The following is a 23551-nucleotide window of genomic DNA, read 5'->3' as shown; positions in this document are numbered from 1 at the left end:
ACCTTGTACGGAAAGGCGACCGAATTCCCGAAAAGGCCCGCCTGAGACTCATGCCCGACAATACCAAGCCGACCCCCGACAGCTACGAAGCCGCAATCTCGCCGATTGAAGAGATCATCGAAGATGCCCGCAACGGGCGGATGTTTATCCTCGTTGATCACGAAGACCGCGAAAACGAAGGCGATCTGGTGATCCCCTCGCAGATGGCGACGCCGGAAGCGATCAACTTCATGGCCACCTACGGGCGCGGGCTGATCTGTGTCACGCTGACCGGCGAGCGGATTGATGCGCTGGGCCTGCCGATGATGGCCTCCAACAACTCTTCGCGTCATGAGACGGCCTTTACGGTTTCCATCGAGGCGAAAGAGGGCGTGTCCACCGGCATTTCCGCCCATGACCGTGCCCGCACGGTGGCTGTGGCGATTGATCCGTCGAAAACTGCTGACGACATTGCCACGCCGGGCCATGTTTTCCCGCTGCGTGCGCGTGACGGTGGCGTGCTTGTCCGCGCCGGTCACACCGAGGCGGGTGTCGATGTGGCGCGTCTGGCGGGGTTGATGCCCTCGTCGGTGATCTGCGAGATCATGAAGGAAGACGGCACCATGTCGCGTCTGCCCGATCTGGTGGCTTTCGCGCAGATGCACAATCTCAAGATCGGCACGATTTCCGACCTGATCGCCTATCGCCGCCGCCACGACAATCTCGTGACGAAAACCGAAGAACGTCCGGTTGTCTCCGAGTTCGGCGGCGACTGGAATATGCAGGTTTACACGGATGACCTGCACGGGGCCGAACATATTGTTCTGGTCAAGGGTGATGTTTCTGACGGTGCGCCGGCTTTGGTGCGGGTGCATAACCTGAACCCGCTCGAAGATGTTCTGGGCATTGGCAAGACCTCGCGCGAGATCGAAGGCGCGATGGAAGTGATCGCCGAAGAAGGCCGCGGTGTGATCGTGCTGTTGCGGGACACACGGATGAAACTGGCGGAAGAGGATGAAGAGGCCTCCCCGCAAACCTTGCGCCGCTACGGGCTCGGAGCGGAAATCCTTGCGGCCATCGGGCTGAGCGAGCTGATCCTTGTGACCGACAGCCCGCAGCCGAAAGTGCCGGGGCTGGATGCCTTCGGTCTTGAAATCGTTGGCACGCGCAGAATCACGAAAGGGGCATAACCATGGCTGCCGCTGAAGAGCATTACATTCTCGACCTTCCGACATTCGAAGCGCCTGTAAAGCTGCTGATCGTCGTTGCGCCTTATTACAAGGACATTGCCGACGAGTTGGTTGCAGGGGCCAAGGCCACGATTGAAGCGGCGGGCGGCACATGGGATCTGGTTGAGGTGCCCGGTGCGCTCGAAGTTCCAACCGCGATTTCGATTGCCGACAAGATGTCCAATTTCGACGGCTACGTTGCGCTGGGCTGCGTCATTCGCGGCGAAACCACCCATTATGAGACCGTGTGTAACGACAGTTCGCGCGCGCTTCAGTTGATGGGATTGCAGGGGATTTGCATCGGCAATGGCATCCTGACGGTTGAAAATCGCGAACAGGCGGTGGTGCGTGCCGAGAGCAAAGGGCAAAATAAAGGCGGCGGCGCTGCGGCTGCGGCCTTGCATCTCATCGCACTTTCGCGCAAATGGGCTGCTCCGAGCAAGGGCGTGGGCTTCCATTCCGACGCGATCAAACTTGCCGGACAAGCGACAGGACCGAAAAACGCATGACTTCTAACGACACTGGCGAGAACGCACGTCTGAAACCGCCCACCAAGCGCGAGATGAAATCCGCAGCGCGGCTCTATGCCACGCAGGCGCTGTTTCAGATGGAAGCGGCGGATATGACCGTCGACAAGGTGCGCCGCCAGTTCTACGATCATTTCTTTGGTCTGGAGACCGAGGAAGAGGGCACATTTATCGACGGCGACAGTGACCTGTTCCACGAGATCACCGAGATTGCCGTGAACGATCAGGCGAAGATCGACCAGATGACCGACCGTGCTTTGGTGGCGAAATGGCCGATTGCGCGGATCGATTCGACGCTGCGCGCCTTGTTCCGTGCGGCAGGCGGCGAGCTTTTGTCCGGTCGGACGCCGCCCAAGGTGGTGATTGTCGAGTTTGTGGATGTGGCGAAGGCCTTTTATCCCGATGGCCGCGAGCCGAAATTCGTCAATGCTGTGCTGGATCATATGGCCCGCGAAGTGAAGCCGGAAGCCTTTTAAGGCTTTCGTCTGGAACGAGCAAATCCGACGTGAGAAGTGAAGCCGGAAGCCTTTTAAGGCTTTCGTCTGGAACGAGCAAAACTGACGTGAGAAGTGAAGCCGGAAGCCTTTTAGGCTTTCGTTCAACGCGATCCCAAAACATGAAAAACCCGACCGGTTAAGGTCGGGTTTTGTCGTTTTTAAAGAGTGGTCTCAGACTTCAAGCGGTGTCTCGGAGCGGGTCCATGCCAGCGGTTTGAAGACCTCGTCCACGGGCGTTTCCGCAACGTGGTTGACGTAGTTCGAGATGGTTTTCTGCGCCATGCCGAGGATCACGTCCAGCACCGCGCGGTGGCCGTAACCGGCTGCGAAAAACGCGTCCAGCGTCTCTTCGCTGACAAAACCGCGCTCGCGGACCATCTTCACGGTAAATGTGCGCAGGGCCTCAAGTTTTTCTGTCGGCAGCGGCGTCTCGTCACGCAGGGCGTTGGAGATTTCGTCGGACACTTTCATCATCTTGGCGATGCCTGTGTGCGCGGGCACGCAGTAATGACATTCGTTCTCGACGTTGATCGACTGCCAGACCACGGTCAGCTCGTCGGCGTCAAATTCGGTTTCGGTGAAGAGGCGGTGAAGGATCTGGTAGGCTTCAAAAGCCTGCGGGCTTTCGGCCAGAACCTTGTGCAGACCGGGGTAACGGCCAAAGGCTTTGAGGGAGCCTTCCAACAGGGCTTTGGAGCCTTCAGGTGCGGAATCGGTGTCATGGGAAGGGAAGGGAGTCATGTGCAGTCCTTTTTGAAATCGTTTGCTTGGGACTGTGATACGTTGTTTTTGAGTGATTGCTCAAGTTATTTATTGAGTGATCACTCAAATGTAATCGAAACGTCACTTTCTGACACAATCAGCCCTCGCACGAGGCAGGCAAAGACCACACGCGACGACGTGCCGCGTTGCCGGGGGCAGATTTCGCAGTGGTTTTGTGATAGAGGTGACAGCGTCAGGTTCAGGAGGCCGTTTATGCCCAAACTCGTTAAACTCTATATCACGCAGGTGCTGATCGGCTTTGCCATCGCGGCGGGATTTGTGGGGATGCTGCTGTATTTCAACGTCGCGAATCTCTGGCATCTCGTGACCCATAACGACGCGGGCATCATTGCGGTGATCGTGTTGTGGTTTGCCAACGGGATCGTGTTCTCCGGCGTGCAATTCGCCATCACGATCATGCGCATGGCCGATAGCGAGGAGGATGACCAAGGCGGCAAACGCGACGATCTTCCTCTGGCCGCGCTGGAACCGGTTCCGGTCGAGGCCACGGCAAACCGCCGTTAAGCCTCTGTGTTTAAAGAACAACGCCCAAACAAAAACGCGCCCCGAATCGAGGGCGCGTTTTGGTATGGCGGCGGGGGACCGCAGCATCCGTAGCGACGCGTATGCTCCCGAAGCCTGATATATCAGGTGGGCACCAGATAACAGAACCACGGTCCTGACAGAGCCAGCTCCCATTCGGTTGCTTAAGGCCACCGGAGTCTTGCGCCCATGTGTACGTAACGAGCAGATCCCGCCTGCACCCGCAGATAGGGCGTTGCAGGGCGAAGGACAAGGGGCAGGGCGTTGAATTTCTCCGCTCCTTGGGTCAGGTTCTTCTTATGTCCGATCTTGATCCGTCCTCCACAGCCGCCCCGATGCAAGCGGGCCAAATTCTCGCCCGTGGGGTCTGCCGTCACTTGCGCGGCTACGGCTTTGCCTGTGTGGAGGAATTTGTGCCCGCCCGCGGCCTGCGCGTCGATGTCATGGCGCTGGGACCGAAAGGCGAGGTCTGGGTGATCGAATGTAAATCAAACCGCGCCGATTTCACCTCGGATCAAAAATGGCAGGGCTATCTGGACTGGTGCGACCGCTATTTCTTTGCGGTCGATGCCGGATTTCCGGTCGAAATCCTGCCGGATGAGGCGGGGCTGATTCTCGCGGACGGCTACGGCGCGGAGATCATACGCCACCCCGAGGAGGCCAGACTGCCCGCCGCCAGACGCAAGGCGCTCCATTTGAATGTCGCCCGCACGGCGGCCACACGGTTACAGAGCTACCGTGATCCGGGTGTGGCGGGGATGTTCAAGGATATATAGGGCTTTCCGTGGGGGAAATACTCCCGCCGGAGGCACGTGACAGCGGCGCGATCACTTGACCTTGCGGGCCTGAGCGGCGGCGGCACGGAGTTCTTCGGCAATTTCTTCGGCTTCTTCCGGTTCGAAATCCATCGGAATTTCAATGCCGCCTGTGGCCTCGATAAACATGCGCACCATACCCAGCGAGGTCGGCCCGATCTGGAGATTGGCTTCGATGTCTTTTTCCGAGTTGATGCCCATGGTCCGTGGCTCCCTTATGGATTAACCCGCATTTAAGGCTTTGACGCGCCGGAGGCAAGCCGGCTCTGCCTTGTGGCGCGGCGCACCGGCCCCCGTGGCATGGCTTTGTTATGGCTTTCGCGAAAAACATAGCGGCTTTGTGGCATTTTTGCTGAAACTGCCTCTTGCATTCACGGGCACAGGACAGTACATCCCCCGTCAGTGCCGCCTTAGCTCAGTAGGTTAGAGCGCCTGATTGTGGATCAGGAGGTCCCCCGTTCGAGCCGGGGAGGTGGTACCACCCTTCTTCTTCATCTCCGGCTTTATATCCGTCACGGCTAACGCGGCAGGTTTTTCTGCGCCTGCGAAGGCTTTTGTGCGCGGATGTCCCTCCTCGTTTTCCCCTCTCTGAGCCCGCGACAAAGACGCCGGAGCCCTGACGCTCATATCGGCGTCTGAGTCTGTCTGCGTTGCCTGTCCTCTTTGAACGCGCCGCGCGGGGTAGAGCTATGCTGCAGTCTTCAGCCCTTTGACTTGTATGGAGAAAAGCCACCTCCTGCGCAGCCTGCGACAAAATGTAGCAATTTTGGCAATTTCATGCTAATATTTCAGAAAGGGAGGACAATATGCATCTTTATTTCGTTGGAGCGATCTATTCGGCTTTGGTCTTTTTGCCAGTCCTGTTGCTCGCATTCGCAGCACATGAATGCTGCAAGGGCGAGGCGGACGGGCGCGTCTAGGACAAGCCCATGAAAATCGCCTGATGAGCCACGGGGTTTCAGGGTTCATAAGGCTGGAACGCGGCGCAGGGGAGGGCGTCGCGTTCTCTATTTTCAGGACGTCATGTGTAGAGTCTCGCTATGCAGGCGGGACTTTCTTCTGTGGTTTTAATCCACGGCCTTGGTCTACGGCTCTAGTCTAAGGTGATCCGCTGTTGCAGCGCGCCGGTTCCGGCGTTGAAGATCAGGATTTCATCCCCCGCGACAACCGCAATCCAGTCCGCGCCACGGGTCACAGCCTCCGGTTCGACACCATCCGGCAGGGCCAGCGTGTCCGGCCAGTCCGGTGCGGGCGCGTCAAAATCCGGGAAGCGCGTGACAAGCAGGCCGATCAGCACTAGAAACCCGACAATCATCACCCCGAGAAGTCCGGTGACCAGCCGTCGCAACAGCGTCAGCCCTGCCGCTTCTTTCGGGTCCATCTCGAAGCCCTTGTCTGTCGGATCATCCATGCCTGTGACCACCGTTACCTTTGCCATTGCGGAGAACCCGCCCAAACGTCTTGATAAGGCGATTGCCCGCGATGTGCCAGAAGAAGCCACGCTGTCGCGGTCACGCTTGGTGAAATTGCTCGCCGAGGGGGCGGTGAAGCTCAACGGGGTCGTGGTGAGCGACCAGAAGGGCAAGGTCAAAGAGGGCGACCGGATCGAGATCACGGTGGAAGAGGCCACGGAGATCGAACTCAAGGCCGAAGATATTCCTCTGGATGTGATCTATGAGGACGACGACCTGATCGTGGTGAACAAACCGGTCGGCATGGTGGTGCATCCTGCGCCGGGTTCGCCGTCGGGTACTTTGGTCAATGCTTTGATGCACCATTGCGGCGAGAGCCTGTCGGGGATCGGCGGGGAAAAACGCCCCGGCATTGTGCACCGGATCGACAAGGACACGTCGGGGCTTTTGGTTGTGGCCAAATCCGACAAGGCGCATCAGGGGCTGGCCAAGCAATTCGAGAAACACACGGTCGAGCGCAAATATTACGCGCTGGTTTACGGGGCACCGGACCCGATGGACCCGCGTCTGCGGGGGGTGAAGGGCGTAAGTTTCGAAGGTTCGAACATCTTGCGCATCACGACCCTTCTGGGGCGTCACAAGACGGATCGTCAGAAACAGGCCGTGTCTTTTACCGAGGGACGCCATGCCATCACTCGCGCACGGGTTCTGGACCTCTTCGGGACGCCGCCGCAACTGGCGCTTGTGGAATGTTGGCTGGAGACCGGACGGACGCACCAGATTCGGGTGCATATGGCCCATGCGGGGCACGGGCTTGTCGGGGACCAGACCTATGGCGGGCGGCGCAAGCTCAACCACAAGGCGCTGTCCGAGGCGGCGCGCGAGGCGGTGGACCACTTCCCGCGTCAGGCGCTTCATGCGGCGGTGCTGGGTTTTGTCCACCCTGTCAGCGGCGAGGAAATCCGGTTCGAGGCTCCTCTGCCCGACGACATGCAGCAGCTTCTCGATCACCTCTAAGCGCATATGGCTCAATGTATGGGCGGGCCTGCGTTGGAGTGTAACAAAGGCCACATGGTTGTGAGATCGGTGAAATCTTGACGCTTTTGCTTGGAGACCTGCCGGAATATCGGTCATTCTCCGTTCAAACCTTGCAGACAGGGTGTTTTGCGAAAGATTCCGGAAACCGGATGTTCGGGACGCACCATGCAACGTATTGATGTAACGCCTCTTTCACGACCGACTTGGAAATCAAGGGATGTGTGGAAAGGCATTGGGAAATGTGTCGCGGCCCCTTGAAAGTGCAAATGTGCTTTCCTAAGTGGAATGTTAAGTCTTGTTACATAGACATGAAGTCAGGGCGCCGAGACGCGGGGAGATGTGAGACATGAGTAATTACACAAATTTGCCGGCTCCGAGTCCGGAACAGGGTCTGAACCGGTATTTGCAGGAAATCCGCAAGTTCCCGATGCTGGAACCCGAAGAGGAATACATGCTGGCCAAACGCTGGGTGGATCACGAGGATGCCGCTGCGGCGCATAAACTTGTGACTTCCCACCTGCGACTGGCTGCCAAGATCGCTATGGGCTACCGCGGCTATGGTTTGCCGCAGGCCGAAGTGGTCTCCGAGGCCAATGTGGGCCTGATGCAGGCGGTGAAACGCTTTGATCCGGAAAAGGGCTTCCGCCTGTCGACCTATGCGATGTGGTGGATTCGCGCGAGTATTCAGGAATATATCCTGCGCTCGTGGTCGCTGGTGAAACTCGGCACGACATCGGCGCAGAAGAAACTGTTCTTTAACCTGCGCAAGGCCAAGGCGCGGATCGGTGCATTCGAGGATGGCGATTTGCGTCCCGAAAACGTGAAACAGATCGCGCATGATCTGGGTGTGACCGAGGCGGAAGTCGTCTCGATGAACCAGCGGATGGCAGGGGGTGATGCCTCTTTGAACGCCACCGTCGGCAGCGATGACGAAGGCTCCGCGCAATGGCAGGACTGGCTTGAGGACGAAAACGCGAATCAGGCCGCCGATTATGAAGCCCGCGATGAAATGGACACGCGGCGCGAGTTGCTGGTGAAGGCGATGGAAGTGCTCAATGATCGGGAAAAAGACATCCTGATGCAGCGTCGCCTGAAGGACCAGCCCGTGACATTGGAAGAACTGTCCGGCCAATATAACGTGTCGCGCGAACGTATCCGCCAGATTGAAGTGCGGGCGTTTGAAAAGCTGCAAAAGCGGATGCAGGAACTGGCGAAAGAGCAGGGACTTCTGGAAAGCGTCTGATCGCCGGATGCGGAAAATTCTGTCAAAGGGGTGGCCGAGGCTGCCCCTTTTTCTTTGTTTCGATCCGGCGCATGATGGCGCTGACATGGGCGTAGAACATTGCGCAAGACCTGAGACGCAGGTGTGCGGGAGGCGCTACACAGCCTGTTGATGCGGCGCGCTTTTCGCCCGATGAAAGAGGAGGATGAAAGATGACACCCGTCCGTTTTGGCGTTCTGGGCGCTTCGAAATTTGCGCTCGAACATATGTCGCGTGCGATCCATGAGGCGGAAGGGGCGGTGTTTGCCGCTCTGGCCACCTCGTCGGAAGAAAAAGCTGCACCGTTTCGGGCATTCAACCCCGCGTTGCGCGTGTTCACCGATTACGATGCCATGCTGGCCTCGGACGAGATCGACGCGGTGTATATCCCGCTGCCCAACCATTTGCATATTGCGTGGAGCCTCAAGGCGTTGGAGGCCGGAAAACATGTGCTGTGTGAAAAGCCTGTGGCAATGCAGGCGCAAGACATCGACCGGTTGATCGCCAAGCGCGACGAGACGGGGCTGTTGGCGGCAGAGGCCTATATGATCGTGCATCACCCGCAATGGCAGCGGGTGCGGGAGGTTCTGGCCGCTGGAGAGATCGGCGCGTTGGCGCGTGTCGAGGCGGCGTTCTCCTATGACAACCGCGATGCGCAGAACATCCGGAACCGTCCGGAGACTGGCGGCGGGGCCTTGGGCGATATTGGTGTCTATGCTCTGGGCTGCGCGCGCTATGCCAAGGGCGAGGAGCCTCTGGAGATCACCCGCGCCGCCATCACGCGCGAGCATGGGGTGGATGTCACGGCGGATGTCTCGGCCCGTTTCCCGTCGTTTGCCTATCATGGCTATGTCTCCATGCGGATGGCCCCGTTTCAGGAGGTCCGGTTCCATGGTCAGGAAGGTGTGATCGTGCTGAAAACCCCGTTCAACGCCGGTGTTGCGGGTGTGGCCGCGATCGAGATTCGCGACGCCACAGGCACCATGCGGGTCGAGCAATTCCCGCGTGTGCGCCAATATGTGTGTCAGGTGGAAAACTTTGTCCGCACCCTGCGCGACGGGGTGGCCTATCCGTGGAGCTTGGAAGATGCGCGCGGCACACAGGCGATGATCGACATGGTTTTTGATGCGGATCAAGGCGGAAGGGGCTGATTTGCGCTATTCTCTAGATGTTGGAACGGCAAAGGAGGATGACATGAGCATGTCTCGCAAAACCGGCCCGAACAACGCGGAGGAGCCGCCCGTTTAGCGCGTTCCGGCTCTTGTGAACGGACCCTTGGAGGGATGTCTGGTGACGGGAGCGGGGAGAAGGCTTTGAGGGTGTGCGCCTTGAATGGCGGTCCTCAGGGAGGTTATCGGACGGGCGCCCTTGATCGGGCGCCCGATTTTTTTTGCGGAAGGTGTTAGTCCGGCAAAATCCGGCGCAGGACGCGGATCATATTGCCGCCCATGACGCTGGCAATCTCCGCCTCGCTCAATCCCTGATCCATCAACGCCTGTGTCAGCGCGGCGAGTTCGGAACTGTCGAATTCCACCGCGACAGAGCCGTCATAATCGGAGCCGAGTGCCACATGATCCGCGCCGACCAGATCGACCGCAGCCTTGATCGTGCGTGCGACCCCGTCGGGGGAGGCGTCGCAGGTCACATCCGCCCAGTAACCGATGCCGATCACACCACCTGTCGCGGCGATCTGTTGCATCAACTCATCGGGGAAGTTGCGTTTGACCTCGCAATGGGAATGGATGCCCGTATGCGACAGGATCAGCGGCTGGTCGGTCATCTCGATCACCTCCCGCGCCATTTGCGGCGAGGCATGGGCCAGATCGATCACCATATGTTTCTCGATCATCGCACGCACCACTTCACGTCCGAAGTCGGTCAGCCCGTGTTCTTCCTCACCATGCAGCGAGCCACCCAGAGCGTTGTCAAAGAAATGCGTCAGCCCCATCAGGCGGAATCCGGCGTCATAGATGCGGTCGAGATTGGCGAGATCGCCTTCGAGAATATGCCCGCCTTCCGATCCGATCAACGCGCCGGTCAGCGCCTGACCGCTAGCGCGGGCGTTGAGGACGGCGTCGAGATCGCCCTTGGTGCGCAGGATTCGCACCTGTTCGGGGGCTTTTTCTTCATAGCGCTGCATCCGTTTCGCCATATAGAGCCCGCGCTCGGTCAGGTTGAACCAGCTTTTTACCGGCCAGAGCTGTGCAATGCCAAAAAGCGTGATGTTGTCGCGGGCGTCAGCGGAGTTGTGGTCATAGTTCTGGCCCGCCGGACTTTTGGTCACTGTGGTGAAGACCTGCACGGCGACATTGCCCTCTCTGAGCCGCGGGAAATCCACATGGCCCCGATCTGCGCGTTTCAAGAGATCGCGGTTCCACAACAGGCTGTCCGCATGCAGATCGCCAATGGTCAGGCTGTCGTGCAGGGCCTGCGCTTCGGGCGTGACGGGGTAGGGGGCATGGTCCGCAACGGAGTTCTGTCCCTTCTCCACAATGCCGGGCAATATTCCGAAGAACACCACGGCCCCGACCACCAGCACGATGCCGAGGCCGCGTCCTATCCATTTGACCATGAAATCTCCTCCCGTCTGTCATATGTCCGGCCAGCCTATGGGCGCGGATGCAAGGCCGCCAAGAGAAACCTTGCGTCAGTCCGGCGGGCCACCTTGTGCTGATGCAGGGTGGCGGGGCGCTTGCAAATCGGTGATTCAGATTTGCGGCAGAAGGCTTTAGACTGGCGCAGGGTAACGTAAAGGAATCGCCATGGCCGACCCGCATGAATTCGACCACGTAATGCCCGACATGGGCGGAGCAAAGGACAAGCGTCCGGAGGAAATCACCGAGAACATGGGGGCACGCATCCTCTATTCGATCCTCATCTGGATCATGATGAACCTCGCCTCCACCATCATCGGCGTGCTTGCGATTTTGCAGGCGATCATTCTTCTGGTGAATGGCAAGAAACCCAATGACCGTGTGGCAAATGCGGGCACGGATGTGGGGATCTGGTATGCCAAGGCCACGCGCTACATCACCGGCGATAGCGAGGTGAAGCCCTGGCCGTGGACAGAGCTGGACTGAGGCTCAAGCGTTCTTACCAAACTGAAAAGCCCCGCCGGTTGAGCGGGGCTTTGTGTTGTTGTGGAGCGATGAGCCCTTGCGGGAGCTGTGGGGCTCCGTCCGTTCGAACCTTGATCACTCCACTGGAGCGATGATCCCTTGCGGGAACCGGTTCTCACTCCATCGCTTCCAATTCGTCGATAAAGCCGGAAATCATCGACAGGCCCTTGTCCCAGAATTTCGGGTCGGAGGCGTCCAGCCCGAAGGGGGCGAGAAGTTCCTTGTGATGTTTCGAGCCGCCCGCTTTGAGCATGTCGAAATATTTCTCCTGAAACCCGTCGGGCTGTTCGGTGTAGGCCGCGTAAAGCGCGTTCACCAGACCGTCGCCAAAGGCATAGGCATAGACGTAGAAGGGTGAATGCACGAAATGCGGCACATAGGACCAGTAGACCTCGTAGCCGTCCATGAATTCGAAAGCCGGCCCCAGAGATTCGCCCTGTACCGACATCCAGAGCCGGTTGATGTCGTCAGACGTCAGTTCCCCGCCCTTGCGCGCCTCGTGCAGTTTGCATTCGAAATCATAAAAGGCAATCTGGCGGACCACCGTGTTGAGCATGTCCTCGACCTTGCCAGCCAGAAGAACCTTGCGCTCTGTCGGGGTTTCGGCACCTTTCAGCAGTTTCTGGAAGGTCAGCATCTCGCCAAAGACGGAGGCGGTTTCGGCCAGCGTTAGCGGCGTGTTGGCCAGAAGCTCCCCCTGATCGGCGGCGAGAACCTGATGCACGCCGTGGCCCAGTTCATGCGCCAGCGTCATCACATCGCGCTGTTTGCCCAGATAGTTGAGCATGACATAGGGGTGGGCATCGGTGACGGTCGGATGCGCGAAGGCACCCGGAGCCTTGCCCGGTTTCACGCCCGCGTCGATCCAGCCTTTGGTAAAGAACGGCTCCGCGATCTCGGCCATTTTCGGGGAGAAGCCTGCATAGGCCTCCATGACCGTCTTTTGCGCCTCGTCCCAATCAACCGTGCGGGTTTCTTCGAGCGGCAGCGGCGCGTTTCGGTCCCAGACTTGCAGTTTGTCGAGACCGAGCCAGCTGCGTTTCAATTCGTAATAGCGGTGCGACAGCTTCGGATAGGCGGCAACAACCGCGTTGCGCAGCGCCTCGACCACTTCGGGTTCCACATCATTGGACAGGTGACGGCCGGTTTGCGGCGTCGGCATCCCGCGCCATTTGTCCTCGATGTCGCCCATCTTGGCCAAGGTGTTGTGGACACGGGTGAAAATCTTGATGTTCTCGCCCAGAACCTTGGCGATCTCTTTCGCAGCGGCCTCGCGCAGATCGCGGTCCGGTTCGGACATCAGCGTGGTGGTGGCCTCAAGCCCGAGGGTCTCGCCATTCACCTCGAATTTGAGATCGGCAACGGTTTCGTCAAAGAGCTTGTTCCATGCAGAGGCCCCGACGACCGACATGTCGTGCTCGTAGCGTTCCAACTCATCGGAAAGCTGATAGGGCCGCATTTTGCGCATCCGTTCAAAGATCGGACGGTAGCGCGACAGCCCCTCGTGTTTGAGCATCTCTTCGAGCGTCTCGTCAGGGATGCGGTTCACTTCGAGGGAGAAAAACACCAAAGGCGCGGTGTAGGTCGTGATCTTGTCCTGAATGTCGGAAAAGAACTTGGCGCGTTCGCCGTCCACGGTGTTCTGGTAATACAAAAGCCCCGCAAAAGATCCCAAACGGCCCGCAACCTGAGAAATCCGCTCGTCGCGCAGGATACATTCATACATGCCCGCACCGTCGAGATCGGCCAGCTTGCCCTCATAGTCGCGTGCGAAAGAGGCACAGGCTTCTTCGAGCCAGTCGAGATCGCGCTTCACTTCGGGCGCATCAGTGGCGGGGTAGAGATCGGTCAGATCCCAATCCGGCAGGTCTCCGAAGTCTTTGGCGCCTTTGTCGGCACTTGCATCGAAAACCATATTTTGCCGCGTGAACCGCATTGCATCTCTCCTAATTCTCAGTGTTGCCCAAGAGATAGGGAGTCTGGCTGCGGGATGCAAAGGGATCGGCGGGATTAACGCGCGCTTTCGGTAAAAAGCGCGGCAAGCCGGTCATAAAACAGGGCGCGTGTGGCTGGGCTTTCCATCGGCACCTCGTGGCGCGCGCCGGGAATGGTCACCAATTCGCAGGATGTCCAGCGCGTGGCGAGGTCTTTGACGGCTTGCGTGTTCACGATTTGCTCGTCGCCGCCGAGGAAACACAGCGCGGGCACCTCCGGCAGATCAAGCTCGAAAGCCCAGTCGTTTTCGCGGATCGCCTCCACGACCCAATGCGACGACGGTCCGCCAAGGCCGAGTTCGGGGTGGGTGACGACCTGATGCGTCATGTAGTCGAACATCTCGCGGTCGGAGGTGAGTAGATTGTCGGTGAACCCGTTCCAGATCATGTAGGTCTCGGGTTTCGTCCCCGGGGCAAGCCTGTTTTGCAGGCCGAGAAGATGCAGGACGGGGGAGACAAAGCGGAGCATGAGTTTTTGCACCGGTGTCAGGCCAATCCCCCACATCGGCGCGGAAAAACCGGCGGCGTGAAAGGGTTTGCCCTCGATCAGGGCGCGCAGACCGATGGCCCCGCCCATGGAATGTCCGATCAGGAACCACGGTTTCGGCATGGCTTTTTCTTCGGCCAGCGCGATCACCGCGTCCAGATCTTTCTGATAATCCTGAAAATCCTCGACATGTCCGATACGGCGGTCTTTCAACAACCGCTCGGCAATGCCCTGACCCCGCCAGTCCACCGCCAGAGAGGCAAAGCCGCGGGCGGCCAGATCCGCCGCACCGCGCCCGTATTTTTCAAGACATTCCGTGCGACCGGGCAGGATAAACACCGTGCCTTTGGCGTCATCCTTGGGCCAGAGCCCGACGCGAAGACGCACCCCGTCCGACGCGGTCAGCCAATAGGCCGCTCCGCCTTCGGGGCCTTGGGCCAGATCGTCGAAAAAGGGTGCGTTTTCGGCCATGGCGTTTCACTCAACTTTCAACTCGTTACAAAAACACGCGCTTGGTCTCAGGCAAGCACAGAGCCAAGCTGCATGGCAAGACCCATGTCGCCATCGACGGACAGTTTGCCCTGCATGAAGGCCGCGGTGGGGTTCACTTCGCCTTCGATGATGCCCTGGAAGGTTTCGACATCGGCGGTCAGGGTGACATCGGCGTCATCGTCTGCGGCTCGGGCGCCTTCGCCATCGACAACAATGGCGCCTTCGCCTTCGATCACGAATTTCGCAACGCCGGCGTCAAAGCCGCCGGTCATCTTTTCGTTCAGTGCCGATACGGCTTTGGTGATGAGATCGCTCATGGGTATTTCTCCGGTTGGTCTGGCGCAGTCTGTATGGCCACTCTTTTGTGACTATGAACATGTGCATCAGAAAGCTACAATCCAAATTGTTATGAAAGCATTGCGACAGTTTCTCAAATGTGCCGTTGCGTTCTGGCTCGTTTTTGCCGGTTCTGCGGCTTTTGCCGTCGATCAGGCGCGGCTGGATGCGTTGTTTTCCGACCTCGCGGTGGCCGACGCCTATGATGCGGGCCAGATCGAACAGGAAATCGCGATGGAACTGTCGCGCTCCGGTTCGGATGCGATGGATCTGCTCTTGGAGCGCGGACGTGCGGCGATGGAGGCCGGTGATGTGCAGGGGGCCATCGGGCACCTGACCGCGCTGGTGGATCATGCGCCGGAATTTACCGAAGGCTACAATGCGCGTGCCACGGCCTATTATATGGCGGGGCTCTACGGTCCGGCGATTGTCGATATCGGCGTGGTGCTGAGCCGCGAGCCGCGTCATTTCGGGGCTCTGTCCGGCCTTGCGCTTGTTCTCGAAGAAATCGGGGATCTGCCGCGGGCGCTGGAGGTTCTGTTGAAAATTCAGGAAATTCACCCGCAGATGGAAGGGCTTTCGGCGCGGATTGCGCGTCTTGAACTGGCGCTTGAGGGCACGGCGCTCTAAAACCCACACGACTCGGATCAAAGACGAAAAGGCGAAGCCAATGACGGGCATGACCGGTCGGATCACGGCAGTGCTCGGCCCCACGAACACAGGCAAAACCCATTACGCAATCGAACGGATGCTGTCCTATCGCACAGGCGTCATCGGCCTGCCGTTGCGGCTTCTGGCGCGTGAGGTCTATGACCGGATCGTGGCCGCACGCGGGCCGTCTGTTGTGGCGCTGGTGACCGGTGAGGAACGTATCGTGCCGCCGCGCGCGCAATATTGGGTCTGCACGGTCGAGGCCATGCCCACGGGGATGGGGTCGGATTTTCTCGCCATTGACGAAATCCAGCTCTGCGCCGATCCGGAGCGCGGCCATGTCTTTACCGACCGGCTTCTGAATGCCCGCGGCACCCATGAGACACTGTTCATGGGCTCTGATTCGATGCGTTCGGTGATCGCGACACTGGTGCCCAAGGCGCAATTCATGCACCGCGACCGGTTTTCGCGTCTGACCTACGGAGGTTCGAAAAAGATAAGTCGGATGCCCGCACGCGCCGCGATTGTCGGGTTTTCTGTTGATGATGTCTATGCCATCGCGGAGCTGCTGCGCCGTCAGAAGGGCGGGGCGGCGGTGGTCATGGGGGCTTTGTCCCCGCGCACACGCAACGCGCAGGTGGAGATGTATCAAAACGGCGATGTGGATTACCTCGTAGCCACGGACGCGATTGGCATGGGGCTCAATCTCGACGTCACCCATGTCGCCTTTTCCTCGACGGTGAAATTCGACGGGCGTCGGATGCGGCCCTTGATGCCTAACGAGCTGGCGCAGATCGCGGGGCGGGCAGGGCGCTACCAGACCGACGGCACCTTTGGCGTGACGGGAGAGGCGGAGCCTTTTGACGCGGAGGTGATCGAAGCCATCGAGGAGCATCGCTTCACCCCGCAAAAGAAACTCAACTGGCGCAACGGGCGGCTTGAATTTGGCACGGTGGACCGGCTCATCGCCTCTTTGGAGGTCGCGCCGAATGATCCCTCTCTGGTGAAGGCCCGCGAGGCGGATGACCTCAAATCGCTCAAGACGCTGGCGGATCTGAGAACCGTGCGCCCGCGCCTGCGCGGCACGAAAGACGTGCGGTTGCTGTGGGACGTGTGTCGCATTCCCGATTTTCGGGGAATCAGCCACGGGGAACACACCTCACTTCTGGAGCGGATTTACGAGTTTTTGCACGAATATGGGCGGGTTCCGGACGATTGGATGGCCGAACAGATCAAACGCATTGACCGGATAGAGGGGAACATTGACACTCTATCTAAAAGACTCGCCTATATTCGCACTTGGACCTATGTTGCGCAGCGTGAAAACTGGGTCGATGACGAAAGCCATTGGCGCGGCGCGACCCGCGCTGTAGAAGACCGATTGTCAGATGCGCTCCATGGGGCACTGACGCAAAGATTTGTGGACCGGCGGACGAGTGTGCTCCTTCGGCGGCTCAAGCAAAAGGAGGGCCTTGTGGCCGAAGTGAACGACAAGGGTGAAGTGACGGTCGAGGGCGAATTCGTCGGCCGTCTTGAGGGTTTCCGTTTCCAGCAGGACAAGGCGGCAACGCCGGATGAGGCCAAGACGCTTGCGCAAGCAGCGATGGCCGCTCTGGCGCCGGAGTTCAGCCTGCGGGCGGACCGGTTCTATAACGCGCCGGACACGGAAATGGATTTCACCGAACAAGGTGGCCTGATGTGGGGCGAACATGCCGTGGGCAAGCTGGTTGCGGGCGATGATGCGCTCAAACCGCGTGCCGTGGCCTTCGTCGATGATGGTGTTGCGCAAGATGTCGCGGAGAAAGTCCAGCGCCGGTTGCAACATTTCATCGACCGCAAGATTGCGACGCTCTTCGAGCCGCTTCTGAACATGTCCCGCGACGAGACCCTCACAGGGCTGGCGCGCGGTTTTGCCTTCCGTCTGGTCGAAAACCTCGGCGTGATCCCGCGCGAGGCCGTGGCACAAGAGGTCAAGGAACTGGATCAGGACGCCCGTGGCGCGCTGCGCAAACACGGGGTGCGGTTCGGACAATACACGATCTTCATGCCGCTTCTGCTCAAACCGGCTCCGACGCGCCTGCGTCTGTTGCTCTGGGCGCTGAACGCGAAATTCGATGTCTTCCCCGACAGCCCGCCGCCGGGACTGGTGACAATCCCTGCCGTGGCGGATGCGCCGGACGGCTATTATCCGATGTCGGGCTACCGCCTCTCCGGCCAGCGCGCGATTCGGATCGACATGCTGGAACGTCTCGCTGACCTTCTGCGCAGTCAGGACAGCCGTGGCGGTTTTGAAGCCAATCCGGATATGCTCTCGATCACCGGCATGACGCTTGAGCAATTTGCCGATCTGATGGGTGGTCTGGGCTACAAGGCCGAAAAAGGCGAACGTGTGAAGGTGAAAGCCGTCGATCAGGTGATCGAAGCGGAAGCCGCTCCGGCCGAGACCTCCGAGGACGCTCCGGCGGACCTCTCCGGTGTGGCCGCAGAGATTCCCGACGAGGGCGAAGCGCCGTCTGCCGAAATCGCGGAACCGGCTCCTGCCGAGGACGAAGCCACACAATTCGCAGACACCGAAACACCCGAAGGTGTGGCGGCGGATGCGGGTCTGCCCGAAACCGAGATGGAAGTGTTCTACACCTTCACTTGGGGTGGCAACCGTGGCGGCAATCGCAACGCCGGTCGTGGCCCGCGCCGCGAAGGTGGCGACCGTCCGCAGGGCAAGAAGGGCGGCAAGCCGCAGGGCAAAAAAGGTGGCAAACCCCGTCGCGATGGCGGCAAGGGTGACAACCAGCCCAAGACCTTCTCCGCACGCCCGCCGCGCAAAGAGAAGCCGATTGATCCCGATAACCCCTTCGCTGCGGCGCTCATGGGGCTCAAGGACAAGAAGTAAATGGAGAAGCGGGAGACCATTCGCCTCGACAAGTGGCTTTGGTATGCCCGCTTTTTCAAAACCCGTGGCCTTGCCTCAAAACAGGTCACGGGAGGCCATGTGCGGGTCAATTCCAACAAGGTCTCGAAAGCCGCAACAGCCGTGGGCGCGGGCGATGTTCTGACCTTTGCGCAGGGTCGACAGATTCGCATTGTGAAGATCGAGGCCTGTGGCACACGGCGTGGACCGGCCCCCGAGGCGCAGATGCTCTATGCGGATCTGACGCCGGAGGTGGCGAAAGAGGACCGTGTTCCACCATCGCCGCGTTTCGAGGGAAAAGGGCGTCCGACAAAGAAAGATCGTCGCACCGGCCTCCTTTCCCGTGCAGACATGCTTGAATGATCCGGCACTTGCGGCTAGCTAGGGCGCAAGAGAGCAAAGTGGATAGCCGCAATGACTTATGTCGTTTTAGATAACTGCATCGCCTGCAAATACACTGACTGTGTCGAAGTCTGCCCCGTGGACTGTTTCTACGAGGGCGAGAACATGCTCGTCATTCATCCCGATGAATGTATCGATTGCGGCGTTTGCGAACCGGAATGCCCCGCAGATGCGATCCGGCCCGATACGGAACCGGATATGGAGAAGTGGGTCGAGTTGAACCGCAAATATGCGGAAGTCTGGCCCGTGATCCTCGAAAAGAAAGACCCGATGCCGGGCTACGAAGAGCGTGACGGTGAGTCGGGCAAGCTGGAGAAATATTTCTCCGAAGCGCCGGGCGAAGGCTCCTGACCCGTTTCTCCGCGATTGATTCGCTGCTCAAGGCTCCCTTTCGGGGGCCTTTTGAGTCTGAAAACCTCGCCTTTCGGGGGAAATCCGGTGTAAGCCCCTGAAAACAAGAAGATAGAGGGCCGGTCCGCCCGCTGTGCTTTCTTCGGGGTGTTTTTTGTGGTATGTTCTTTGAACCACGTCAGGACATATCAACCTCAACCCCCAAAGCACAGCTTGAAGGGGATTGAGTTTTTCGCGCCTCGTTCAGGGATCAGGGTCGTCTCGGCTATGATCGATGTTAGCAGACTTTTGTGTGTGTCTGCACGTCTCGACCTGAATTATGCGCGAATGATTTGAACGGGCGTGGTGGAAACGGTCCCGTCTGAGGAAAAAACCTGCAAATGAGCAAGACCAAGAAATCTGAATTCCGCCCCAACGATTACGTTGTTTATCCGGCACATGGTGTCGGTCAGATCATGTCGATCGAAGAACAGGAAATCGCGGGCATGTCCCTCGAACTTTTTGTCATCGCCTTTGAAAAGGACAAGATGACGCTGCGCGTTCCGACCAATAAAGCGGTCGAATCCGGCCTGCGCTCGCTGTCCTCGCCCGAGCTGATTCAGGATGCGATGAAGACCCTGAAAGGCAAGGCCAAGGTCAAACGTGCCATGTGGTCGCGCCGTGCGCAGGAGTATGAGCAAAAGATCAACTCCGGCGACCTGATCGCCATTGCCGAAGTTGTGCGCGACTTGCACCGCACGGATGACCAGCGCGAACAGAGCTATTCCGAGCGCCAGCTTTACGAAGCGGCACTTGATCGTCTGACCCGCGAAGTGGCGGCTGTCTCCGGCTCCGACGAGGCCGATGCACAGAAGAAAGTCAGCGAAGTTCTGGTCAGCCGCGCGGCCTGAGCGCAGCATAATCCGGCTGGAATGAGTATTTCCAGCACAAAGGAAACCGCCGGGAGGGAGACCTCTTCGGCGGTTTTTCCGTGTTTGCTTGCAGCGCGGGGAGGTTATGCGAAGGCGGAAAAGACCGTGAGGGCCGCGATTTCGCTGAGCATCTGGGTTGCGCCCAGAACATCGCCTGTCTGGCCGCCGATCTTGGCCCGTGCGATCCGTGCGGCGCAAAATGCGGTGGCGGTGACGGCAGAGGCCGCGACCACGGTGGGCACAAACCCGACCACCAGCCATGACAGCGCAAGCGCGATGGCCGCGCCAAGGCTGGCCGCTGCGCGGGGCGGGCGACCGGTCTGCACCGAGAGCCCGTCGCGGCGGGCATGGGGCAGAAGCGTCATGACATAGGGGATGGTTGCGCGCGAGAGCAGGGCGGCGGCGATGACGGTTGTGACGATCACATCTTCATGGGCCAGTGTGGAGAGCGCGGTGAAGCGCAGCAATAGCCCGAGAATCAGGGCCAGCACACCATAGGCACCGATGCGGCTGTCGCGCATGATCTCAAGGCGGCGCGTGCGCTCGAACCCGCCCCAGAACCCGTCGGCACAATCCGCCAGCCCGTCCTCGTGCATGGCCCCTGTGGCAATGACCAGAGCGGCGAGGGTGAACCCTGCGGTCAGGCCCGCGCCCAAGGTGAGCCAGCCTGCGATGGTGGCGACGGCTCCGGCGATCACGCCCACGGCAAGACCGGCAAGAGGGAAGGCCCAAGCGGATTCGGCGCTGCGTGTGAATGTGGCGCGAACCGGAATGCGGGTCAAAAGCGCCAGTGCCGTGACCATATCGGAGGGTTGTGGGCGGAATGCTGTGGTCATCTCAATCGCTCCTGTCCTTGGCGGTGAACTCGGGATAAAACCCTTCTCGTTGAAATACAATGAGGGAGACCCTGACGTGACTTTTTCCGATCTTGCCAGCTTTGAACTGCTTCTGAAACAGGCTCCCGGTCCGGACGATGCCGCGAGAGAGGCGGCGCTGGCGCGCAATGCGCAGTTGACCAAGCCTGCGGGTTCGTTGGGGCGTCTCGAAGAGATCGGCATCTGGTATGCAAGCTGGCGCGGCGAGGGACGGCCACGGATCACCCGCCCGCAAGTGGCGATTTTTGCAGGCAATCACGGGATCACAGCGCGCGGTGTTTCGGCCTTTCCCGTGGAGGTCACGGTGCAGATGGTGGCGAATTTCGAGCATGGCGGGGCGGCGATCAACCAACTGGCCCGCAATGCCGGTGCGGTGATGTCGGTGCATCCGATCGAACTGGAGCGCCCGACCGCAGATTTCACCCAAGCGCCCGCGATGAGCGAGGCGGAATGTGTCGCGGCGCTCATGGTCGGTTGGGAAGCGGTGGATCCGCAATCGGATTTGCTTGTGGTCGGCGAAATGGGAATCGGCAACACCACCTCCGCAGCGGCGCTTGCCAATGCGCTGTTCGGCGGCGCGGCGTCTGATTGGGTCGGGCGCGGCACGGGGGTTGATGATGCGGGGCTGAAGATCAAGGAAGAGGTCTGTGCCGCCGGTGTTGCTTTGCACGCCGGAAAATCCCCGCTGGAGATTCTGGCCGCACTGGGCGGGCGCGAAGTGGCGGCGATGGCCGGTGCGATTGCGCGGGCGCGGCATCTGCGTATTCCGGTGGTGCTGGACGGGTTTATCTGTTGCGCGGCGGCGGCGGTGCTTGAGAAAACCGTGTCCGGCGCATTGGATCATTGCCTTGCGGGGCATGTCTCGGCTGAGGCTGCCCATGGCGCTGTGCTGGCGGAATTGGGCAAGGAGCCTTTGGTGGCGATGGGTCTGCGTCTTGGCGAAGGGTCGGGCGCAGGTCTGGTGATCCCGCTGGTCAAGGCGGCGGTGGAATGTCTCTCCGGCATGGCGACATTTGCCGAAGCGGGCGTCTCCGTCACATAGTGGCGCGGATGCAGAGGACGCGGCTCAGGCCGCGTCATTCTCCTGTCGTTTGCGTTCCAGTTCAGTGAGCAGGGCCGCCTCGAAGGCTTTGTCGAGCGCCTGTGAACGTGCCACATATTCGGCGTTCTCGGACACCGGCGTGTTCGGATCCCAAAGCTCGGCCAGAGAGCGCAGCGCCTCGCGGTCATGCTGGAAATAGGCCTGTTCGGTGACGGCGGCGTCATATTCGGAAAAGCCCATTTCCTCCAACACATACCGGCCCGCACGCAGCGAACTGTCGAACAATTCGCGCACGATCTTGTCGGCGCCTGCTTTGAACAGTTCATAGACATGGATGCGGTCGCGGGCGCGCACGATGATGAACAGATCGGGCCGGATGCTGCGTGCGTAGCGCACCAGTTGGGTGGCCGCTTTCGGATCGTCGAGGGTGATGACCAGAACGCGGGCTGTGTCGATCCCAGCGGCGTGGAGCAATTCCGGCCGTGTGGGATCGCCAAAGAACCCCTTGAAGCCGAATTTGCGCATGAGCTGGATGGTTTTCAGGTTGTTATCCAGAACGGTGGTGTGAAAGCCGGAGGCCTGCACCAGCCGGTTGACCACCTGACCGAAGCGCCCGATCCCCGCGATAATGATCTCCTGCTGATCGTCAATGTCATCGGCGGGGGCCTCCTCGGAGCGCTCGGAGAGTTTCGTGCGCAGATAGTCCTGCAAGATGAAGAACAGTGGCGTGAAGAGCAGGGAAAGCGCGATGATCAACAGCACCCGTTCGCCCATGTAGGGGGCCAGAACGCCTTGTTGCAGGGAGAAGGTTGTCAGCACCATGCCGAATTCGCCCGCCTGCGCCAGAGACAGGGTGAACAACCATTGCCCGCGTGTGTGCAGCTTGAACACCCGCCCGATGCCATAGAGGATCAGCCCTTTGGTGAGCATGAGCATGACGGTCAGGCCGATGATCGTGACGGGGTCGCGGAACAGCACGGTGAAATTGACCCCTGCGCCCACGGCAATGAAGAACAGCCCCAAGAGCAGTCCTTTGAACGGCTCGATGGAGCTTTCCAATTCGTGGCGGAACTCGGAGTTGGCCAGAACGACGCCTGCAAGAAAGGTGCCCAGAGCCGGAGAGAGACCGACCGCCGTCATGAGCAAGGCGATGCCAATGACGATCAGAAGGGCGACAGCGGTGTAAATCTCGCGCAGGTTGGCGGAGTGGATGTAGCGAAACACCGGACGGGTGAGAAACACACCGGCAAGGATGATCGCGGCCACCGCGCCCAGAGTCACCAGCGTGACCCCCCAGCCGGGCAGCCCCGCCACAAGCGAAGCGCCGTGATCGGCAGCATGGGCGGCATCCGTGGCGCGGCTGATCGAGCCGTCGGGATTGATCGACAGGCGCGATCCGGTCGCCAGAAGCGGCATCAGCGCCAGCATCGGAATCACGGCGATGTCCTGTGTCAAAAGCACGGAAAAGGCCGCACGTCCCCCGCCGGTATGAATGAGGTTCTTCTCCGACAGGGTTTGTAGCACCACGGCGGTGGAGGACAGCGACAGGATCATGCCAAGGGCCAGCCCCGTCTGCCAGCTTTGCCCGAACCAGACCGCAGCACCTGCAATGACGGAGGTTGTGACGAGGACTTGTAGCCCGCCCATGCCCAAGAGTTTGTGCCGCATTTCCCACAGGCCGCGCGGGTCCAGTTCAAGCCCGATCAAAAACAGCATCATTACCACGCCGAACTCGGCAAAATGCAGCAGATCCTCGCTCTCGTTATGTTGCACCAGACCGAGCACCGGCCCGATCACCATCCCCGCGATGAGATAGCCCAACACGGAGCCAAGACCCAAACGGCGGGCCAGAGGAACAGCGACAACCATAGCGGCGAGATAGATAACGGCTTGGGCCAGAAGGCCTTGCATGGGGGAGGT

General features: G+C 59.7%; 24 protein-coding genes and 1 tRNA gene. 16 read left to right on the top strand and 9 right to left on the bottom strand.

Annotated elements, in window-relative coordinates; all coding sequences use genetic code 11:
- Positions 1-50: 50 nt before the first annotated feature.
- The 3 genes from ribB to nusB are packed head-to-tail and all read left to right on the top strand — an operon-like array spanning position 51 to position 2211.
- A complete protein-coding gene (gene ribB / locus KO492_RS15485; RefSeq protein ID WP_216045757.1) occupies positions 51-1169 on the top strand; it encodes a 3,4-dihydroxy-2-butanone-4-phosphate synthase in 1119 nt (372 codons plus the stop codon).
- 2 nt (positions 1170-1171) lie between these two features.
- A complete protein-coding gene (locus KO492_RS15480; RefSeq protein ID WP_066599287.1) occupies positions 1172-1717 on the top strand; it encodes a 6,7-dimethyl-8-ribityllumazine synthase in 546 nt (181 codons plus the stop codon).
- Positions 1714-2211, top strand: coding sequence for a transcription antitermination factor NusB (gene nusB / locus KO492_RS15475; protein WP_066599285.1), 498 nt, complete (start codon positions 1714-1716; stop codon positions 2209-2211). The genes KO492_RS15480 and nusB overlap by 4 nt, the downstream gene beginning before the upstream one ends.
- A 192-nt stretch (positions 2212-2403) precedes the next feature.
- On the opposite strand, the gene KO492_RS15470 is transcribed toward nusB, so the two are convergent.
- On the bottom strand, positions 2404-2973 hold the full coding sequence (locus KO492_RS15470; protein WP_216045756.1) for a carboxymuconolactone decarboxylase family protein: 570 nt from the start codon (positions 2971-2973) through the stop codon (positions 2404-2406).
- 234 nt (positions 2974-3207) lie between these two features.
- On the opposite strand from KO492_RS15470, the gene KO492_RS15465 reads away from it, so the two are divergent.
- The gene (locus KO492_RS15465; protein WP_216045755.1) at positions 3208-3519 is read left to right on the top strand and encodes a hypothetical protein; all 312 of its coding nucleotides are present in this window, start codon (positions 3208-3210) and stop codon (positions 3517-3519) included.
- A gap of 317 nt (positions 3520-3836) precedes the next feature.
- Positions 3837-4313, top strand: a complete 477-nt coding sequence (locus tag KO492_RS15460; RefSeq protein ID WP_216045754.1) for an MmcB family DNA repair protein — start codon at positions 3837-3839, stop codon at positions 4311-4313.
- Between the two features lie 51 nt (positions 4314-4364).
- Here KO492_RS15460 and KO492_RS15455 read toward each other — a convergent pair whose 3' ends face one another.
- Positions 4365-4553 carry a DUF6324 family protein gene (locus KO492_RS15455; RefSeq protein WP_216045753.1) on the bottom strand — a complete coding sequence of 63 codons (189 nt, stop codon included), beginning with the start codon at positions 4551-4553 and terminating at the stop codon, positions 4365-4367.
- Positions 4554-4756: 203 nt separating this feature from the next.
- On the opposite strand from KO492_RS15455, the gene KO492_RS15450 reads away from it, so the two are divergent.
- A tRNA-His gene (locus KO492_RS15450) sits at positions 4757-4833 on the top strand.
- Between the two features lie 612 nt (positions 4834-5445).
- Here the strand turns inward: KO492_RS15450 and KO492_RS15445 are convergent.
- The gene (locus KO492_RS15445; protein WP_252735547.1) at positions 5446-5763 is read right to left on the bottom strand and encodes a DUF6476 family protein; all 318 of its coding nucleotides are present in this window, start codon (positions 5761-5763) and stop codon (positions 5446-5448) included.
- Between KO492_RS15445 and KO492_RS15440 the strand changes: the two genes are divergently transcribed.
- From KO492_RS15440 to KO492_RS15430, 3 genes are all read left to right on the top strand, one after another.
- On the top strand, positions 5762-6781 hold the full coding sequence (locus KO492_RS15440; protein WP_216045752.1) for an RluA family pseudouridine synthase: 1020 nt from the start codon (positions 5762-5764) through the stop codon (positions 6779-6781). The two genes, KO492_RS15445 and KO492_RS15440, sit on opposite strands and share 2 nt — an antisense overlap.
- Before the next feature lie 367 nt (positions 6782-7148).
- Entirely contained in the window at positions 7149-8045 is an 897-nt protein-coding gene (rpoH, locus tag KO492_RS15435; RefSeq protein WP_216045751.1) for an RNA polymerase sigma factor RpoH, read from the top strand.
- Between the two features lie 191 nt (positions 8046-8236).
- Positions 8237-9214 (top strand): Gfo/Idh/MocA family protein, encoded by a 978-nt coding sequence (locus tag KO492_RS15430; protein ID WP_216045750.1) that lies wholly within the window; start codon positions 8237-8239, stop codon positions 9212-9214.
- Positions 9215-9465: 251 nt separating this feature from the next.
- On the opposite strand, the gene KO492_RS15425 is transcribed toward KO492_RS15430, so the two are convergent.
- Positions 9466-10635: a dipeptidase gene (locus KO492_RS15425; RefSeq protein WP_216045749.1), complete on the bottom strand. Its 1170-nt coding sequence runs from the start codon at positions 10633-10635 to the stop codon at positions 9466-9468.
- 190 nt (positions 10636-10825) lie between these two features.
- On the opposite strand from KO492_RS15425, the gene KO492_RS15420 reads away from it, so the two are divergent.
- Positions 10826-11143, top strand: a complete 318-nt coding sequence (locus KO492_RS15420; protein WP_066599260.1) for a DUF4389 domain-containing protein — start codon at positions 10826-10828, stop codon at positions 11141-11143.
- Between the two features lie 154 nt (positions 11144-11297).
- Here KO492_RS15420 and KO492_RS15415 read toward each other — a convergent pair whose 3' ends face one another.
- The 3 genes from KO492_RS15415 to KO492_RS15405 all read right to left on the bottom strand — a co-directional run bounded on the left by KO492_RS15415 (position 11298) and on the right by KO492_RS15405 (position 14472).
- Positions 11298-13118 carry a M3 family oligoendopeptidase gene (locus tag KO492_RS15415; protein ID WP_082715268.1) on the bottom strand — a complete coding sequence of 607 codons (1821 nt, stop codon included), beginning with the start codon at positions 13116-13118 and terminating at the stop codon, positions 11298-11300.
- A gap of 74 nt (positions 13119-13192) precedes the next feature.
- Positions 13193-14134, bottom strand: coding sequence for an alpha/beta fold hydrolase (locus KO492_RS15410; RefSeq protein ID WP_216045748.1), 942 nt, complete (start codon positions 14132-14134; stop codon positions 13193-13195).
- 47 nt (positions 14135-14181) lie between these two features.
- Positions 14182-14472 (bottom strand): SCP2 sterol-binding domain-containing protein, encoded by a 291-nt coding sequence (locus tag KO492_RS15405; protein ID WP_066599255.1) that lies wholly within the window; start codon positions 14470-14472, stop codon positions 14182-14184.
- Between KO492_RS15405 and KO492_RS15400 the strand changes: the two genes are divergently transcribed.
- The 5 genes from KO492_RS15400 to KO492_RS15380 all read left to right on the top strand — a co-directional run bounded on the left by KO492_RS15400 (position 14471) and on the right by KO492_RS15380 (position 19693).
- Positions 14471-15121 (top strand): tetratricopeptide repeat protein, encoded by a 651-nt coding sequence (locus tag KO492_RS15400; RefSeq protein ID WP_252735546.1) that lies wholly within the window; start codon positions 14471-14473, stop codon positions 15119-15121. The genes KO492_RS15405 and KO492_RS15400 overlap by 2 nt on opposite strands.
- Before the next feature lie 40 nt (positions 15122-15161).
- Entirely contained in the window at positions 15162-18032 is a 2871-nt protein-coding gene (locus tag KO492_RS15395; protein ID WP_216045747.1) for a helicase-related protein, read from the top strand.
- Positions 18033-18413: an RNA-binding S4 domain-containing protein gene (locus KO492_RS15390; RefSeq protein ID WP_216045746.1), complete on the top strand. Its 381-nt coding sequence runs from the start codon at positions 18033-18035 to the stop codon at positions 18411-18413.
- Between the two features lie 51 nt (positions 18414-18464).
- Positions 18465-18803: a ferredoxin FdxA gene (fdxA, locus tag KO492_RS15385; RefSeq protein ID WP_066599245.1), complete on the top strand. Its 339-nt coding sequence runs from the start codon at positions 18465-18467 to the stop codon at positions 18801-18803.
- A 380-nt stretch (positions 18804-19183) separates the two neighbouring features.
- Complete coding sequence (locus KO492_RS15380) at positions 19184-19693, top strand: CarD family transcriptional regulator (protein WP_066599243.1); 510 nt, start codon at positions 19184-19186, stop codon at positions 19691-19693.
- Positions 19694-19797: 104 nt separating this feature from the next.
- On the opposite strand, the gene cobS is transcribed toward KO492_RS15380, so the two are convergent.
- Positions 19798-20550: an adenosylcobinamide-GDP ribazoletransferase gene (gene cobS, locus KO492_RS15375; RefSeq protein WP_252735545.1), complete on the bottom strand. Its 753-nt coding sequence runs from the start codon at positions 20548-20550 to the stop codon at positions 19798-19800.
- Positions 20551-20626: 76 nt separating this feature from the next.
- On the opposite strand from cobS, the gene cobT reads away from it, so the two are divergent.
- The gene (cobT, locus tag KO492_RS15370) at positions 20627-21631 is read left to right on the top strand and encodes a nicotinate-nucleotide--dimethylbenzimidazole phosphoribosyltransferase (RefSeq protein ID WP_216045745.1); all 1005 of its coding nucleotides are present in this window, start codon (positions 20627-20629) and stop codon (positions 21629-21631) included.
- 24 nt (positions 21632-21655) lie between these two features.
- Here the strand turns inward: cobT and KO492_RS15365 are convergent, their stop codons facing one another.
- Positions 21656-23542 carry a monovalent cation:proton antiporter-2 (CPA2) family protein gene (locus tag KO492_RS15365; RefSeq protein WP_216045744.1) on the bottom strand — a complete coding sequence of 629 codons (1887 nt, stop codon included), beginning with the start codon at positions 23540-23542 and terminating at the stop codon, positions 21656-21658.
- Between the last annotated feature and the right edge of the window lie 9 nt (positions 23543-23551).

The organism is Celeribacter halophilus (assembly GCF_018860305.1).
GTDB classification, from domain to species: domain Bacteria; phylum Pseudomonadota; class Alphaproteobacteria; order Rhodobacterales; family Rhodobacteraceae; genus Celeribacter; species Celeribacter halophilus_A.
The sequence above is the reverse complement of the archived record's forward strand: the minus strand, read 5'-3'. Positions and strand labels throughout refer to the sequence as shown.

What these genes read in the sequence shown, in the direction of transcription:
- KO492_RS15425 (WP_216045749.1), bottom strand. Translation starts at nt 10,635, where the DNA reads ATGGTCAAATGGATAGGACGCGGCCTCGGCATCGTGCTGGTGGTCGGG.
- KO492_RS15465 (WP_216045755.1), top strand. Translation starts at nt 3,208, where the DNA reads ATGCCCAAACTCGTTAAACTCTATATCACGCAGGTGCTGATCGGCTTT.
- KO492_RS15420 (WP_066599260.1), top strand. Translation starts at nt 10,826, where the DNA reads ATGGCCGACCCGCATGAATTCGACCACGTAATGCCCGACATGGGCGGA.
- KO492_RS15410 (WP_216045748.1), bottom strand. Translation starts at nt 14,134, where the DNA reads ATGGCCGAAAACGCACCCTTTTTCGACGATCTGGCCCAAGGCCCCGAA.
- KO492_RS15455 (WP_216045753.1), bottom strand. Translation starts at nt 4,553, where the DNA reads ATGGGCATCAACTCGGAAAAAGACATCGAAGCCAATCTCCAGATCGGG.
- KO492_RS15445 (WP_252735547.1), bottom strand. Translation starts at nt 5,763, where the DNA reads ATGGATGATCCGACAGACAAGGGCTTCGAGATGGACCCGAAAGAAGCG.
- KO492_RS15470 (WP_216045756.1), bottom strand. Translation starts at nt 2,973, where the DNA reads ATGACTCCCTTCCCTTCCCATGACACCGATTCCGCACCTGAAGGCTCC.
- KO492_RS15415 (WP_082715268.1), bottom strand. Translation starts at nt 13,118, where the DNA reads ATGCGGTTCACGCGGCAAAATATGGTTTTCGATGCAAGTGCCGACAAA.
- KO492_RS15440 (WP_216045752.1), top strand. Translation starts at nt 5,762, where the DNA reads ATGCCTGTGACCACCGTTACCTTTGCCATTGCGGAGAACCCGCCCAAA.
- KO492_RS15480 (WP_066599287.1), top strand. Translation starts at nt 1,172, where the DNA reads ATGGCTGCCGCTGAAGAGCATTACATTCTCGACCTTCCGACATTCGAA.
- cobS (WP_252735545.1), bottom strand. Translation starts at nt 20,550, where the DNA reads ATGACCACAGCATTCCGCCCACAACCCTCCGATATGGTCACGGCACTG.
- KO492_RS15405 (WP_066599255.1), bottom strand. Translation starts at nt 14,472, where the DNA reads ATGAGCGATCTCATCACCAAAGCCGTATCGGCACTGAACGAAAAGATG.
- KO492_RS15430 (WP_216045750.1), top strand. Translation starts at nt 8,237, where the DNA reads ATGACACCCGTCCGTTTTGGCGTTCTGGGCGCTTCGAAATTTGCGCTC.
- KO492_RS15390 (WP_216045746.1), top strand. Translation starts at nt 18,033, where the DNA reads ATGGAGAAGCGGGAGACCATTCGCCTCGACAAGTGGCTTTGGTATGCC.
- fdxA (WP_066599245.1), top strand. Translation starts at nt 18,465, where the DNA reads ATGACTTATGTCGTTTTAGATAACTGCATCGCCTGCAAATACACTGAC.
- KO492_RS15395 (WP_216045747.1), top strand. Translation starts at nt 15,162, where the DNA reads ATGACGGGCATGACCGGTCGGATCACGGCAGTGCTCGGCCCCACGAAC.
- KO492_RS15460 (WP_216045754.1), top strand. Translation starts at nt 3,837, where the DNA reads ATGTCCGATCTTGATCCGTCCTCCACAGCCGCCCCGATGCAAGCGGGC.
- rpoH (WP_216045751.1), top strand. Translation starts at nt 7,149, where the DNA reads ATGAGTAATTACACAAATTTGCCGGCTCCGAGTCCGGAACAGGGTCTG.
- ribB (WP_216045757.1), top strand. Translation starts at nt 51, where the DNA reads ATGCCCGACAATACCAAGCCGACCCCCGACAGCTACGAAGCCGCAATC.
- KO492_RS15365 (WP_216045744.1), bottom strand. Translation starts at nt 23,542, where the DNA reads ATGCAAGGCCTTCTGGCCCAAGCCGTTATCTATCTCGCCGCTATGGTT.
- KO492_RS15400 (WP_252735546.1), top strand. Translation starts at nt 14,471, where the DNA reads ATGGGTATTTCTCCGGTTGGTCTGGCGCAGTCTGTATGGCCACTCTTT.
- nusB (WP_066599285.1), top strand. Translation starts at nt 1,714, where the DNA reads ATGACTTCTAACGACACTGGCGAGAACGCACGTCTGAAACCGCCCACC.
- KO492_RS15380 (WP_066599243.1), top strand. Translation starts at nt 19,184, where the DNA reads ATGAGCAAGACCAAGAAATCTGAATTCCGCCCCAACGATTACGTTGTT.